This window comes from Streptococcus oralis ATCC 49296, assembly GCF_000185265.1.
GTDB classification, from domain to species: domain Bacteria; phylum Bacillota; class Bacilli; order Lactobacillales; family Streptococcaceae; genus Streptococcus; species Streptococcus oralis_BC.
Genome location: NZ_GL622183.1, coordinates 1,204,815 through 1,218,243 on the forward strand (window position 1 = coordinate 1,204,815; position 13,429 = coordinate 1,218,243).

Sequence of the window (13,429 nt, forward strand, 5' to 3'; positions counted from 1 at the left end):
AAAAGAAGATGTTAGAATTTATCGAATACCCAAAATGTTCAACTTGTAAGAAAGCAAAAAATGAACTAGACCAACTCGGTGTGAACTATAAAGCTGTCCACATCGTAGAAGAAACACCAAGTGAAGACGTCATTTTGGACTGGTTGGAAACTTCCGGTTTTGAAGTGAAACAATTTTTCAATACTAGCGGGATCAAATACCGTGAACTGGGCTTGAAAGATAAGGTGGGAAGTTTGTCAAAACAAGAAGCAGCCAAGCTTCTAGCGAGTGATGGTATGTTATTGAAACGTCCAATTTTGGTGGAGAATGGTGCTGTTAAACAAATTGGCTATAGAAAAACCTATGAGGACTTAGGTTTGAGATAGTTTTTATTTATCTCCTTGATAGGTAAAATATATAGCCTCCCTGTTTTAAAGTGTGATAAACTAGAAGATAGACAAAGTCTGAGCAGCCCGTAGCAAATAATTTGCTTGCGCGCAGAAGTATGATAGAATGAATCATTATCAGGAGAGGATGTTTTTATGACTGTTACAACATTTTTAGCATCAGATTGGTACCAAAGTTTGATGCAATTCATTCCGGATGGTAAGCTCTTTAGTTTGCGTTCGGTCTTTGATGGAATTCCAAGGATTGTCCAACAATTGCCTACAACCTTGATGTTGACGCTTGGAGGTGCACTCTTTGGTTTGCTACTTGCCCTAATTTTTGCCATTGTTAAGATCAATCGTGTTAGGATTTTATATCCCTTGCAAGCCTTTTTCGTTAGCTTCTTAAAAGGTACCCCAATCCTAGTTCAACTTATGTTGACCTACTATGGAATTCCTTTGTTACTGAAAGCTATCAACCAACAATGGGGCACTGGTCTCAATATCAATGCGATTCCAGCAGCACTTTTTGCGATTGTGGCCTTTGCTTTTAATGAGGCGGCTTATGCAAGTGAAACGATTCGTGCAGCCATCCTTTCTGTTAATCCCGGTGAAATTGAGGCGGCACGCAGTTTGGGTATGACGCGAGCTCAAGTTTACCGTCGCGTGATTATTCCAAATGCGGCGGTAGTTGCGACACCGACTTTGATCAACTCCCTTATCGGTTTGACTAAGGGAACTTCTCTAGCCTTTAGTGCAGGTGTTGTGGAGGTCTTTGCCCAAGCTCAGATTTTAGGTGGAGCTGATTATCGCTATTTTGAACGTTTCATCTCCGTAGCCCTTGTCTATTGGGTAGTCAATATCGGAATTGAAAGCCTCGGCCGTTTCATCGAGAGAAAAATGGCTATCTCAGCACCGGATACAGTGTCTACAGATGTGAAAGGAGACCTTCGTTAATGATTAAGATTTCGAATTTAAGCAAATCCTTTTCAGGACAGACAGTCTTGAATCATCTGAACTTGGATATTCAAAAAGGTGAGGTAGTGGCTTTGATTGGTTCATCTGGAGCTGGGAAATCAACCTTTCTTCGTAGTTTGAACTACCTTGAAACTCCAGATAGTGGAACGATTCAGATTGACAATTTTAAAGTTGATTTTTCGCAGATTAGCCAAGAAGAAATCCTAACCCTTCGTCGCAAGTTGTCTATGGTTTTCCAACAGTTTAATTTATTTGAACGCCGAACTGCTCTTGACAATGTCAAGGAAGGTTTGGTTGTCGTTAAAAAATTATCGGACGAGGAAGCAACAAAAATCGCTAAGGAAGAGTTGGCCAAGGTTGGTCTTTCTGACCGTGAAAACCATTATCCTCGCCACTTATCAGGTGGACAGAAGCAACGGGTTGCCCTCGCGCGTGCGCTTGCTATGAAACCAGATGTCTTGCTCTTGGACGAACCCACTTCAGCCCTCGACCCAGAATTGGTCGGTGAGGTAGAGAAGTCTATTGCAGATGCTGCCAAGTCAGGTCAGACCATGATTTTGGTCAGTCACGATATGTCTTTTGTAGCCCAAGTGGCAGACAAGGTTTTATTCCTAGATAAAGGGAAAATCATCGAGTCTGGCACACCGGATGAAATCATCAATCATCCGAAAGAAGAACGAACAAAAGAATTCTTCGCTAGTTACAAACGGACTTATATTTGATATAATAGAAAAAGGAAAACTCAGTTAGTTGGACTAGCTGAGTTTACTCTTTAAAAAAGATAGAAACGAGAGAGATCATGCTACTGCATTTATTTTCTTTATATTTCGAGAGTTTGATCTTAACGACCATCCTTGTCGTGATTTTTCTGGGGATTTGGATTGGATTGAGAGCCATGTCTGGTGTGGACAAGACAGCTAAGGCTCGCCAAGCTCATCTCTATGATATGATTATGATTGGAGTTTTGGTCGTTCCGGTGTTATCCTTTGCCGTCATGAGTTTGCTTTTGGTTTTCAAGGCATAATCCTTGCGTGACTAGCAAGAATGAGTTAGAATAAAGATAGTTACAACAAGAAAGAAGGAATCGAAATGTACGATACGATTATTGTCGGTGCTGGACCTGCGGGAATGACCGCTGCCTTATATGCTGCTCGCAGCAATCTGAAAGTGGCTTTGATTGAAGGTGGTCTGCCAGGAGGGCAAATGAATAACACATCTGACATTGAAAACTATCCAGGTTATGCCAACATCAGTGGACCTGAATTGGCTGAAAAGATGTTTGAACCACTTGAAAACCTTGGAGTGGAGCATCTTTATGGCTATGTTGAAAATATTGAAGATCAGGGTGACTTTAAGAAGGTAATCACTGATGATCAAGTTTACGAAACACGTACTGTCATCGTGGCAACTGGGTCAAAACACCGTCTTTTGGGGGTTCCTGGAGAAGAAGAACTGAACAGTCGTGGTGTTTCTTACTGTGCCGTATGTGATGGAGCCTTTTTCCGTGACCAAGACTTGCTCGTAGTTGGTGGTGGAGATTCAGCGGTAGAAGAAGCTCTGTTCTTAACTCGCTTTGCCAAGACTGTCACTATTGTTCACCGTCGAGATGAACTTCGTGCCCAAAAGGTTTTGCAAGACCGTGCTTTTGCAAATGAGAAAGTCAACTTTATCTGGGATTCTGTTGTCAAGGAAATCAAAGGTGAAAACCGAGTAGAATCTGTCGTATTTGAAAATGTAAAAACGGGTCAAGTGACAGAGCAAGCCTTCGGTGGTGTCTTTATCTATGTCGGTTTGGATCCTGTTAGCGATTTTGTTAAAGAATTGAATATTCAAGACCAGGCAGGCTGGATTGTGACAGATAATCACATGAAAACTGCCGTTAACGGTATCTTTGCAGTTGGAGATGTTCGCCAAAAAGATCTTCGCCAAGTGACAACAGCAGTTGGAGATGGGGCTATTGCTGGTCAAGAAGCTTACAAATTTATTACAGAACATAGTTAAGAAAAAAGTTTCCAATCAAGTGATTGGAAACTTTTTTTATAGTCTGTTTCGGAAAACTTCGTACATGAGAATGGCTGCAGCAACACTGGCATTGAGGCTTTGAACATGCCCATTCATGGGAATGGTAATCATTTCATCGACCTGTTTTTTGATGTTGCTGGAGATGCCTTTTCCTTCATTTCCGATGATGAGGGCGATTTTCCCTTTTGTATTCCACTTGTGGCAAGGGGTACCGTTCATATCCGTTCCAAAGGTCCAGAAGCCTTCATCCTTGAGTTTGTCTAGGGTTTGACTGAGGTTGGTCACTCGCGCAATCGGTACATGCTCAATAGCACCTGTGGCCGTTTTGGCAACGACAGGAGTCACTCCGACAGCACGGTGCTTGGGAATGATGACACCTGAAACATTGGTCGCATCAGCTGTTCGCAAGATTGAACCCAGATTATGAGGGTCAGTTAGACCATCCAGAATCAATAAAAGTGGATTTTCTTCTTGACGTGTTTTTGCAAGGATGTGATCCAGCTCGCTATAGGCAAATTCGGATACTCGTAGAACAAAACCTTGGTGGACAGCGCCTTCGGTCATCTCAGACAGGGATTTTTTTGAAGTCCAAGAAATGGATACCCTCTTTTCTGTAGCTAGTTCCTTGACTTTCTCAACATTCTTACCCCTTAGATCTTCTTGGAGGTAGAGTTTATTTCCAGTGTTTGCAAGGAGGGCTTCTGTGACGGCGTGGACGCCATAGACAATATCATTTGTTTTCATGCCTCTATTATAACACAAAACCCCGTCTTGCAACGGGATTTTCTTTATTCCAGAATCAGTAAACCATCTTTAACAGCAAATGGATCTTTTTCATTGATACGATCGTAAAACATGATTCCGTTTAGATGATCAATTTCATGTTGGACAACGATAGAGTTGTAACCTTTGAGCTTGATACGGTGTTTTTCGCCGTCCTTGTCAAAGTAATCAACAGTGACGCGGGCATGGCGAATAACATAGCCAGGTACGTTTCGGTCAACAGAAAGGCAACCTTCTCCTTCGCCAAGAGCAGCATCTTGAACAGAGTGAGAGACGATTTTTGGATTGTACATAACAGCTTGCAGGTCGTAGGCTTCCTGTGGAGTTTCACCTTCTTCCACAATATTGGGAACTAAAACAGCGATAATGCGTTTTGAGATATCCAGCTGGGGAGCGGCCAATCCAACTCCACCGCGGAGCCCCATCTTTTCAGCCATAACAGGATCTTGGGAATGTTTGAGGAATTGCATCATCTTTTCACCAAGGATGATTTCCTGGTCAGACAGTGGGAAAGTAACTTCCTCAGCAACTGCGCGAAGAGTTGGATTCCCCTCGCGGATAATATCGTTCATATCAATTAAGTGAGCAGCTTTTGTAATACGTTCTATTGCAGACATTTTCTCTCCTTTCATTACCTCTACATGATAACACAAAATAGGCGAGAAAGAAAGTCGCAGAAGTTCCTAAAAAATAATATAATAAACGGTATTCCTCTTTTGTCTGTGGTATAATAAAAGAAAAGACTTGCACCAAAAAGCAAGGGGGAATAAAGATGGAAAAGCGACAAGATAGACGATCTCATGGACCTGTTGATGGATTGTTGGAGAAAAGTATTGGTTTCTTTCAGAATTATAAATCCTGGACCAATGCTCAGTTTATTATTGTGTTACTGCTTGCAGTTGCCTTGTCCATGGGGGGGAACTTGTTAGTTCGAGCAGTACAAGGCAACAAGGGAACGAGTCCTAGTAGTCAAACAGTTGATTCTACAAGTACATCTGGTCAATCCAAGGAAAATGATTCTGACGAAAAGACAGCCCGTATCATGGCAAACGGTGATCTTCTTTATCATATCCCTATCTACCGAACAGCTCTAAAAGAAGATGGGACTTATGATTTCCATGAAAATTTTGAGTATGTAAAACCCTGGCTCAAACAAGCGGATTTGGTGATTGGTGACTTTGAAGGAACGGTGAACAAGGACCACTACTTGGCAGGTTATCCTCTCTTTAATGCACCAGGGGAAGTCATGGATGCGATCAAGGATGCAGGCTACCAAGTTCTAGACTTGGCTCATAATCATATTTTGGATTCTCAAATTGAGGGAGTGGTTTCAACGGCTCAAGCTATTGAAAAGGCTGGAATGACACCCATCGGAGTCTACACGCATGAATCCCGAGACCAAGCACCTATAGTCATCAAGGAAGTCAATGGTATCAAGGTAGCTCTCCTAGCCTATTCCTACGGTTTTAATGGCATTGAGCAGTATATCTCTCAAGAGGACTATAATCGCTATCTTTCTGATCTGAATGAAGATAAGATGAAGGCAGAAATTGAACGAGCTGAGAAGGAAGCGGATATTACTGTCATCATGCCTCAGATGGGAATTGAGTACCAGCTAGAACCGACGGAAGAACAGAAAACACTGTACCACAAGATGATTGACTGGGGAGCAGATATTATCTTTGGAGGGCATCCTCACGTCGTTGAACCTACTGAAACAGTTGAAAAAGATGGTGACAAAAAACTGATTATCTACTCCATGGGGAATTTCCTCTCAAATCAACGCATTGAAACCATGCAAGATGAGGAAAATGCCAAGTGGACGGAGCGCGGTGTTCTCATGGATGTGACCATTAAGAAAAAAGATGGAAAGACAAGGATTGAAACGGCCAAAGCGCATCCTACTTGGGTCAATCGAACACCCAAAGGAACTTACTCTCCAGAAGGCTATCCGCTCTTCCTCTATCAGACCTATATCCTAGAGGACTTCATTGAAGGAGGACCTTACCGTGAGCAGTTGGATGAGGCGACCAAGGAACGAATTGACACAGCCTATAAAGAAATGAATGAACATGTGGGGTTGAAGTGGTAGGCACTCGCCCTAAAGGAGACGAGATGACGATTAAACTCATTGCAACAGATATGGATGGAACCTTGCTGGATCCAAGAGGCCAACTGGACCTGCCACGTCTAGAAAAGATTTTAGACCAATTAGATGAACGAGGTATCCGTTTTGTCATTGCGACAGGGAATGAAGTCCATCGGATGAGGCAATTATTAGAACACTTGGCGAATCGGGTAGTCCTTGTTGTTGCCAACGGTGCGCGGATATTTGAGTATGATACACTACTTCAGGCACAGACATGGGATGATGCTATGGTTGATAAGGCTCTCCTTCATTTTAAAGGGAGAGAGTGTCGAGATCAGTTCGTCGTCACTAGTATGAATGGGAGTTTTGTCAAGGAAGGAACTGTTTTTACAGACCTAGAAAAATTTATGACTCCAGAGATGATTGAAAAACTTTACCAAAGGACTAATTTTGTGGATGAACTAAACTCAGACCTCTTTGGAGGAGTCCTAAAGATGAGCATGGTCGTTGGTGAGGAACGTTCTAGTTCAGTTTTGCAGGAAATCAATGACCTCTTTGATGGTCGTGTAAGAGCTGTTTCTAGCGGTTATGGCTGTATTGATATCCTGCAGGCTGGAGTTCACAAGGCCTGGGGATTGGAAGAATTACTCAAGCGCTGGAATTTGACATCGGAACAGATCATGGCTTTTGGTGATAGCGAAAATGATGTTGAGATGTTGGAGATGGCTGGAACTGCCTATGCTATGGAAAATGCTGATGAAGAGGCCAAGGCAGTTGCAACTGCCCTAGCTCCAGCTAACAGCCAGGCGGGTGTGTATCAGATTCTAGAAAAGTGGTTAGAGAAAGAGGGATAAGGTGGCAGTACAGTTATTAGAAAATTGGCTTCTAAAAGAGCAAGCAAAGATTCAGACCAAGTATCGTGAACTCAATCAGATTTCTCTTTTAGAACCAGATATGATTTTTATCGGCGATTCGATTGTAGAATACTACCCTTTGCAAGAGTTACTCGGGACTGCCAAGACGATTGTTAATCGAGGCATCCGAGGTTACCAGACGGGGCTTCTACTAGACAATCTTGATGCACATCTGTATGGTGATGCTGTCGATCAAATTGTTCTCCTAATTGGGACAAATGATATTGGAAAAGATATTTCCATGAATGAAGCCTTGGATAATCTTGAGCGTGTGATCCAATCGATTGCCCGAGAATATCCACTGTCACAAATAAAGCTCCTTTCGATTCTACCGGTCAATGAAGGAGAAGAATACAAGCAGACAGTATACATTCGTACCAATGAAAAGATCAGAGAATGGAATCAAGCCTATGAGGCTCTAGCATCCGCCTATATGCAGGTAGATTTTGTGTCGATTTATGATAGTTTGACAGATTCAGAAGGGCAACTTCAATCAGCCTATACAACGGATGGTCTCCATCTGAGTGTAGCCGGTTATCAAGCCTTATCAGATGTTTTGAAAACGTATCTTTTCTAAAGAATTGGCTTGATTTTGCATTTTTTATTAAGATAGGTTATAATAGTTCTATAATCTTGGGGTCGTTACGGATTCGACAGGCATTATGAGGCATATTTTGCAACCCGTGTGGCGACGTAAACGCTCAGTTAAATATAACTGCAAAAAATAACACTTCTTACGCTCTAGCTGCCTAAAAACCAGCAGGCGTGACCTGATTTGGATTGCTCGTGTTCAATGACAGGTCTTATGATTAGCGAGATACGATCAAGCCTTGTCTAGTGGTTTGATAAGAGATTAATAGACTCGCAGTTCCTAGGCTTGAGTTATGTGTCGAGGGACTGTTAAAACAATACATAACCTATGGTTGTAGACAAATATGTTGGCAGGTGTTTGGACGTGGGTTCGACTCCCACCGGCTCCATTATGAACGGGTATACAGTATGATTTTTTCAAAATTTTATCCTTCGATGTATCCTATTACTTTAGTGTGTTAGTGGAGAATTACTCAAGAGGCTGAAGAGGACGGTTTGCTAAATCGTTAGGTCGGGTAACTGGCGCGGGGGTTCGAATCCCCCATTCTCCGTTAGATAAACCCAGTGTTTTTCTAAACAAATCTGCTTGGAGGTGGTCTCCAAGAGTAAATTTTCATAAAGAGGTGAAACATGAAAAAGATCAAGTTACTAAGTATCTTAGCACTTTCAACAGTTGTCTTAGGTGCATGTTCTGCATTTTCTAATCAGTCATCTGAAGCTTCTTCTGACAACAAGGAGAAAACGGAACAAGTTGAGAAGAAGGATGAAGCAGCGGAAGTTAAAGAGAAAGTTACAAAAGATGCTGAAATTCTCCTAGACTCTGTTCTCACTAGCGACTCTGCACGATTCAAGAAAATTTATGGCGAAACTTATGAAAAATGGACTGAGGCCATTTTTGCAGTGCAAACAAGTGAAAAAATCAAAGAAGAAGGGCTTTCACCTGCATCTACCTATTCAGTACAATGGCACAAAGATTTCCCTGTAGAAACTCCAGAAGAAACCATTTCAGGTTTCTTGAAGATGAGACGTAGATTATATCAAGATATCAGTTCTTACACTGTTAAAGACGTGAAGGTTGATGAATCAGGAAATACAGCGACTGTTACCTTCAACTCTAAGAAGTTACACTCTAAAGGATTGGCTTCATCTACAAGGGAAGTTCTCACTACTCTTATTGGAGGTGTTGATAACCTAGGTAAATACAATCAAGCTGGTTCAAACGTTGACATCAAGCGTTACCAAACATTGGTTTCTTACTGGATTTTTGAGCATCTATTTAAGAAAGATTTCTCAACCTACAGTGACGTTGACCCTAACTTAGCTCATACACCTTTCACTACTGGTGATTTTGATACTGAAATCAAATTAACAAAGGATAAGGATGGAAACTGGCTGATTTCTCAAGAAGATTACCGTACTTTGGCGACAGAGTTGCTTGATGATACAGAAGGTTATGATAAAATTGTCCGTAAAAACTCAACGAAGTCTAATGACAAATCAACAGACAAGTCTTCTGATAAATCTTCAAACAAATCCACTGATAAATCAACAGACAAATCTTCAGATAAAAAAGATAAAAGCAATATCTAATCTTTAGATTTAAAAGAAAAACAAGTAGTCAAAATAAACTACTTGTTTTTTTATGAATTAGGATACAAAAATGTGGTGTGATAGTTAGAGTAACTCAGCCTTTCATTTCTATGTATTGTTCTTAGAACGATAAAAAACTGCATTGAGGTGCAGTTTTTCTTTTTTCTACGGAAGACATGGGATTCGAACCCACGCACGCTGTTACACGCCTACCGCGTTTCCAACACGGCCTCTTAAGCCTCTTGAGTAATCTTCCAATACTTACTCAAATAGTCTACCATAAAGCCACTTATCTTGCAATAAAAATTTTGGAAATAAGAAAAATGATAGAATTTGACAGAAAATGACAAAAATTGCTTGACTTTGATAGAAATTGTGCTAGAATGAATAGTGTAAACGATAACAGGAGGTGATTTGGTGTTAAAAACTGAGCGGAAGCAACTGATTTTAGAGGAGTTAAATCAACATCATGTAGTTTCCTTAGAAAAATTGGTTAGTCTATTAGAAACATCAGAATCGACAGTACGAAGAGATTTGGACGAGTTGGAGGTGGAAAACAAACTTCGCCGTGTCCATGGTGGAGCAGAATTGCCCCACTCCTTGCAGGAAGAAGAAACCATCCAAGAAAAATCTGTCAAAAACCTTCAAGAGAAGAAGCTACTGGCTCAGAAAGCAGCCTCTCTTATTAAGGAAAAAGATGTCATTTTTATCGATGCTGGAACGACAACTGCTTTTTTAATCAAGGAATTGGTTAATAAGAATATTACAGTTGTGACCAACTCCATTCACCATGCGGTTCAGTTGGTTGAAAAACAGATTCCAACTGTCATGGTTGGAGGAAGTGTCAAGATGGCAACAGATGCATGTATCGGTGGAGTTGCTCTTAATCAAATTAACCAATTGCACTTTGACCGTGCCTTTATCGGGATGAATGGTGTGGACGATGGTTATTATACGACTCCTGATATGGAGGAGGGAGCCGTTAAGCGTGCTATTTTGGAGAATGCCAAACAGACTTATGTCTTGGTCGATTCGTCAAAGATTGGTCAAACTTGCTTTGCCAAGGTAGCACCACTTAAACGCGCTATTGTCATCACAAGTCAAGGGCATGAGCTCTTGCAGGCTATTAAGAAGAAAACGGAGGTAATAGAAGTATGATTTATACAGTCACACTTAATCCATCCATAGACTATATCGTGCGCTTGGAGCAAGTTCAAGTCGGTAGTGTCAATCGTATGGACAGTGATGATAAGTTTGCTGGTGGGAAAGGAATCAATGTTAGCCGTGTTTTGAAGCGCTTGGGTATTCCAAATACAGCGACTGGATTTATCGGAGGTTTTACTGGTAAATTTATCACAGATACTTTGGCAGAAGAGGAAATCGAAACGCATTTTGTCCAAGTAGCAGAAGATACTCGCATCAATGTCAAGATTAAAGCAGACCAAGAAACAGAAATCAATGGAACAGGTCCAACTGTGGAACCAGCTCAGCTAGAAGAGTTGAAAGCTATTTTGTCTAGTTTGACTGCAGAAGATACGGTGGTGTTTGCAGGTTCAAGTGCTAAGAATCTAGGTAATGTTATCTACAAAGATTTGATTGCCTTGACACGCCAGACTGGTGCGCAAGTGGTTTGTGATTTTGAAGGACAGACCTTGATTGATAGTTTGGACTACCAGCCACTTTTGGTTAAACCAAACAATCACGAGCTTGGAGCTATCTTTGGAGTGAAACTCGAAAGTTTAGAAGAAATCGAGAACTATGCTCGTCAGTTACTGGTCAAAGGAGCTCAAAACGTTATTATCTCCATGGCTGGCGACGGTGCTCTTCTTGTCACATCTGAGGGAGCATACTTCGCAAAACCTATCAAGGGAACAGTCAAGAATTCAGTGGGAGCTGGTGACTCTATGGTTGCTGGGTTTACAGGTGAATTTGTCAAATCTAAAGATGCAGTAGAAGCCTTCAAATGGGGAGTAGCTTGTGGAACAGCAACGACCTTCTCGGATGACTTGGCAACAGCGGAATTTATTAAAGAAACATATGAAAAAGTTGAGGTAGAAAAACGATGAAAATTCAAGACCTATTGAGAAAAGATGTCATGTTGCTGGATTTACAGGCAACTGAAAAAACAGCTGTTATCGAAGAGATGATTAAAAGTTTGGTAGATCACGGTTACGTGACGGATTTTGAAACCTTTAAAGAAGGAATTGTAGCGCGTGAAGCTCTCACTTCCACTGGTTTGGGTGACGGAATCGCTATGCCTCACAGTAAAAACTCTGCTGTCAAAGAAGCAACAGTTCTCTTTGCAAAGTCAAATAAGGGTGTTGACTATGAAAGTTTGGATGGGCAACCAACAGACCTCTTCTTCATGATTGCAGCTCCAGAAGGTGCCAATGATACTCACTTGGCAGCCTTGGCAGAATTGTCTCAATACTTGATGAAAGAAGGTTTCGCTGACAAACTTCGTCAAGTAACATCTGCAGATCAAGTTATCGAACTCTTTGACCAAGCTTCAGAAACAGCTGAGCAGCCTGTTCAAGCACCTGCCAATGAATCTGGTGACTTTATCGTTGCTGTTACGGCTTGTACGACAGGTATTGCCCACACATACATGGCCCAAGAAGCCCTTCAAAAAGTGGCTGCTGAAATGGGTGTTGGGATAAAGGTTGAAACCAACGGAGCTAGTGGTGTTGGGAACCAATTGACTGCAGAGGACATTCGCAAGGCTAAAGCTGTTATCGTCGCAGCAGACAAGGCAGTAGAAATGGATCGTTTTGATGGTAAACCTTTGGTTAACCGTCCAGTTGCAGACGGTATCCGTAAGACTGAAGAATTGATCAATTTGGCTCTTTCAGGAGATGCTGAAGTTTATCGTGCTGCAAATGGAGCAAAAGCTGCAACAGCATCTAATGAAAAACAAAGTATCGGTGGTGCTTTCTACAAACACTTGATGAGTGGTGTATCTCAAATGTTGCCATTCGTTATCGGTGGTGGTATCATGATTGCCCTCGCCTTCTTAATCGACGGAGCTTTTGGTGTGCCACAAGATAGTCTTGGCAATCTCGGATCCTACCATGAACTAGCTTCTATGTTCATGAAAATTGGTGGAGCAGCCTTTGGCTTGATGCTTCCAGTTTTTGCAGGATACGTAGCCTACTCTATCGCTGAAAAACCAGGTTTGGTAGCTGGTTTCGTTGCTGGTGCTATTGCCAAAGAAGGTTTTGCCTTTGGTAAAATCCCTTATGCTGCAGGAGGTGAAGCAACTTCAACTCTTGCAGGTGTCTCATCTGGTTTCCTAGGTGCACTTGTTGGTGGATTTATCGCAGGTGCCTTGGTTCTCGCTATCAAGAAATACGTAAAAGTGCCACGTTCACTTGAAGGTGCTAAATCAATCCTTCTCTTGCCACTTTTTGGAACAATCTTGACTGGATTTGTTATGCTAGCTGTTAACATCCCAATGGCAGCAATCAACACTGCTATGAATGACTTCCTAGGCGGTCTTGGAGGAGGTTCAGCTGTCCTTCTTGGTATCGTTCTTGGAGGCATGATGGCTGTTGACATGGGTGGACCAGTCAACAAAGCTGCTTATGTCTTTGGTACAGGTACGCTTGCAGCAACTGTTTCTTCAGGTGGTTCTGTGGCCATGGCAGCAGTTATGGCTGGAGGAATGGTGCCACCACTTGCTATCTTTGTCGCAACCCTTCTTTTCAAAGATAAATTTACCAAAGAAGAACGCAACTCTGGTTTGACAAACATCATCATGGGCTTGTCATTTATCACTGAGGGAGCAATTCCATTTGGTGCAGCAGACCCAGCTCGTGCGATTCCTAGCTTCATCCTTGGTTCGGCAGTAGCAGGCGGACTCGTTGGTCTTGCTGGTATCAAACTCATGGCGCCACACGGAGGAATCTTCGTCATTGCTCTTACTTCAAATGCCCTTCTCTACCTTGCCTTTGTCTTGGTTGGCGCAATTGTAAGTGGTGTGGTTTATGGTTACCTACGCAAGCCACAAGCATAAAAAGGATTAGAATAGAAAGATTGTTACCATTTGGTGCAATCTTTTTCTCTATTCGAAATGCCTATGAAATATGATATAATAG

14 protein-coding genes, 2 tRNA genes and 1 other RNA gene are annotated in these 13,429 nt (G+C 41.9%); 14 read left to right on the plus strand and 3 right to left on the minus strand.

Features of this window, described 5'->3' with window-relative positions; all coding sequences use genetic code 11:
• Nucleotides 1–8 precede the first annotated feature (8 nt).
• The 5 genes from HMPREF8578_RS08025 (at nt 9) to trxB (ending at nt 3,344) form a co-directional block, all read left to right on the plus strand.
• Complete coding sequence (locus HMPREF8578_RS08025) at nt 9–365, plus strand: arsenate reductase family protein (protein ID WP_000889080.1); 357 nt, start codon at nt 9–11, stop codon at nt 363–365.
• 156 nt (nt 366–521) lie between these two features.
• The gene (locus HMPREF8578_RS08030; protein WP_000219157.1) at nt 522–1,322 is read left to right on the plus strand and encodes an amino acid ABC transporter permease; all 801 of its coding nucleotides are present in this window, start codon (nt 522–524) and stop codon (nt 1,320–1,322) included.
• Nucleotides 1,322–2,065: an amino acid ABC transporter ATP-binding protein gene (locus tag HMPREF8578_RS08035; RefSeq protein ID WP_000590997.1), complete on the plus strand. Its 744-nt coding sequence runs from the start codon at nt 1,322–1,324 to the stop codon at nt 2,063–2,065. Before HMPREF8578_RS08030 ends, HMPREF8578_RS08035 begins: the two co-directional genes overlap by 1 nt.
• 77 nt (nt 2,066–2,142) lie before the next feature.
• The gene (locus HMPREF8578_RS08040) at nt 2,143–2,367 is read left to right on the plus strand and encodes a DUF4059 family protein (protein ID WP_000924294.1); all 225 of its coding nucleotides are present in this window, start codon (nt 2,143–2,145) and stop codon (nt 2,365–2,367) included.
• 65 nt (nt 2,368–2,432) lie between these two features.
• Nucleotides 2,433–3,344, plus strand: coding sequence for a thioredoxin-disulfide reductase (trxB, locus tag HMPREF8578_RS08045; RefSeq protein ID WP_000272344.1), 912 nt, complete (start codon nt 2,433–2,435; stop codon nt 3,342–3,344).
• A gap of 36 nt (nt 3,345–3,380) precedes the next feature.
• On the opposite strand, the gene rlmB is transcribed toward trxB, so the two are convergent.
• Both rlmB and def read right to left on the minus strand, forming a co-directional pair.
• Nucleotides 3,381–4,109 carry a 23S rRNA (guanosine(2251)-2'-O)-methyltransferase RlmB gene (gene rlmB / locus HMPREF8578_RS08050; RefSeq protein ID WP_000855762.1) on the minus strand — a complete coding sequence of 243 codons (729 nt, stop codon included), beginning with the start codon at nt 4,107–4,109 and terminating at the stop codon, nt 3,381–3,383.
• Nucleotides 4,110–4,153: 44 nt separating this feature from the next.
• Nucleotides 4,154–4,765 (minus strand): peptide deformylase, encoded by a 612-nt coding sequence (gene def / locus HMPREF8578_RS08055; protein WP_001272958.1) that lies wholly within the window; start codon nt 4,763–4,765, stop codon nt 4,154–4,156.
• Between the two features lie 155 nt (nt 4,766–4,920).
• On the opposite strand from def, the gene HMPREF8578_RS12435 reads away from it, so the two are divergent.
• From HMPREF8578_RS12435 to HMPREF8578_RS08085, 6 genes are all read left to right on the plus strand, one after another.
• Entirely contained in the window at nt 4,921–6,240 is a 1,320-nt protein-coding gene (locus HMPREF8578_RS12435; protein WP_000415545.1) for a CapA family protein, read from the plus strand.
• A gap of 23 nt (nt 6,241–6,263) precedes the next feature.
• Nucleotides 6,264–7,091 (plus strand): Cof-type HAD-IIB family hydrolase, encoded by an 828-nt coding sequence (locus HMPREF8578_RS08070; RefSeq protein ID WP_000152909.1) that lies wholly within the window; start codon nt 6,264–6,266, stop codon nt 7,089–7,091.
• A 1-nt stretch (nt 7,092) separates the two neighbouring features.
• Nucleotides 7,093–7,728 carry an SGNH/GDSL hydrolase family protein gene (locus tag HMPREF8578_RS08075; protein WP_000290624.1) on the plus strand — a complete coding sequence of 212 codons (636 nt, stop codon included), beginning with the start codon at nt 7,093–7,095 and terminating at the stop codon, nt 7,726–7,728.
• 58 nt (nt 7,729–7,786) lie between these two features.
• Nucleotides 7,787–8,134, plus strand: a transfer-messenger RNA (tmRNA) gene (gene ssrA, locus HMPREF8578_RS12440).
• Nucleotides 8,135–8,205: 71 nt separating this feature from the next.
• Nucleotides 8,206–8,293: transfer RNA gene (locus HMPREF8578_RS08080), tRNA-Ser, on the plus strand.
• A 79-nt stretch (nt 8,294–8,372) separates the two neighbouring features.
• Complete coding sequence (locus HMPREF8578_RS08085; RefSeq protein ID WP_000721414.1) at nt 8,373–9,332, plus strand: hypothetical protein; 960 nt, start codon at nt 8,373–8,375, stop codon at nt 9,330–9,332.
• 168 nt (nt 9,333–9,500) lie between these two features.
• On the opposite strand, the gene HMPREF8578_RS08090 is transcribed toward HMPREF8578_RS08085, so the two are convergent.
• Nucleotides 9,501–9,588: transfer RNA gene (locus tag HMPREF8578_RS08090), tRNA-Ser, on the minus strand.
• 161 nt (nt 9,589–9,749) lie between these two features.
• Between HMPREF8578_RS08090 and HMPREF8578_RS08095 the strand changes: the two genes are divergently transcribed.
• The 3 genes from HMPREF8578_RS08095 to HMPREF8578_RS08105 are packed head-to-tail and all read left to right on the plus strand — an operon-like array spanning nt 9,750 to nt 13,347.
• Nucleotides 9,750–10,490, plus strand: coding sequence for a DeoR/GlpR family DNA-binding transcription regulator (locus HMPREF8578_RS08095; protein ID WP_000920673.1), 741 nt, complete (start codon nt 9,750–9,752; stop codon nt 10,488–10,490).
• On the plus strand, nt 10,487–11,398 hold the full coding sequence (gene pfkB, locus HMPREF8578_RS08100) for a 1-phosphofructokinase (protein ID WP_000640821.1): 912 nt from the start codon (nt 10,487–10,489) through the stop codon (nt 11,396–11,398). The genes HMPREF8578_RS08095 and pfkB overlap by 4 nt, the downstream gene beginning before the upstream one ends.
• Nucleotides 11,395–13,347, plus strand: a complete 1,953-nt coding sequence (locus HMPREF8578_RS08105) for a PTS fructose transporter subunit IIABC (protein ID WP_000701476.1) — start codon at nt 11,395–11,397, stop codon at nt 13,345–13,347. The genes pfkB and HMPREF8578_RS08105 overlap by 4 nt, the downstream gene beginning before the upstream one ends.
• The last annotated feature ends 82 nt before the right edge of the window (nt 13,348–13,429 follow it).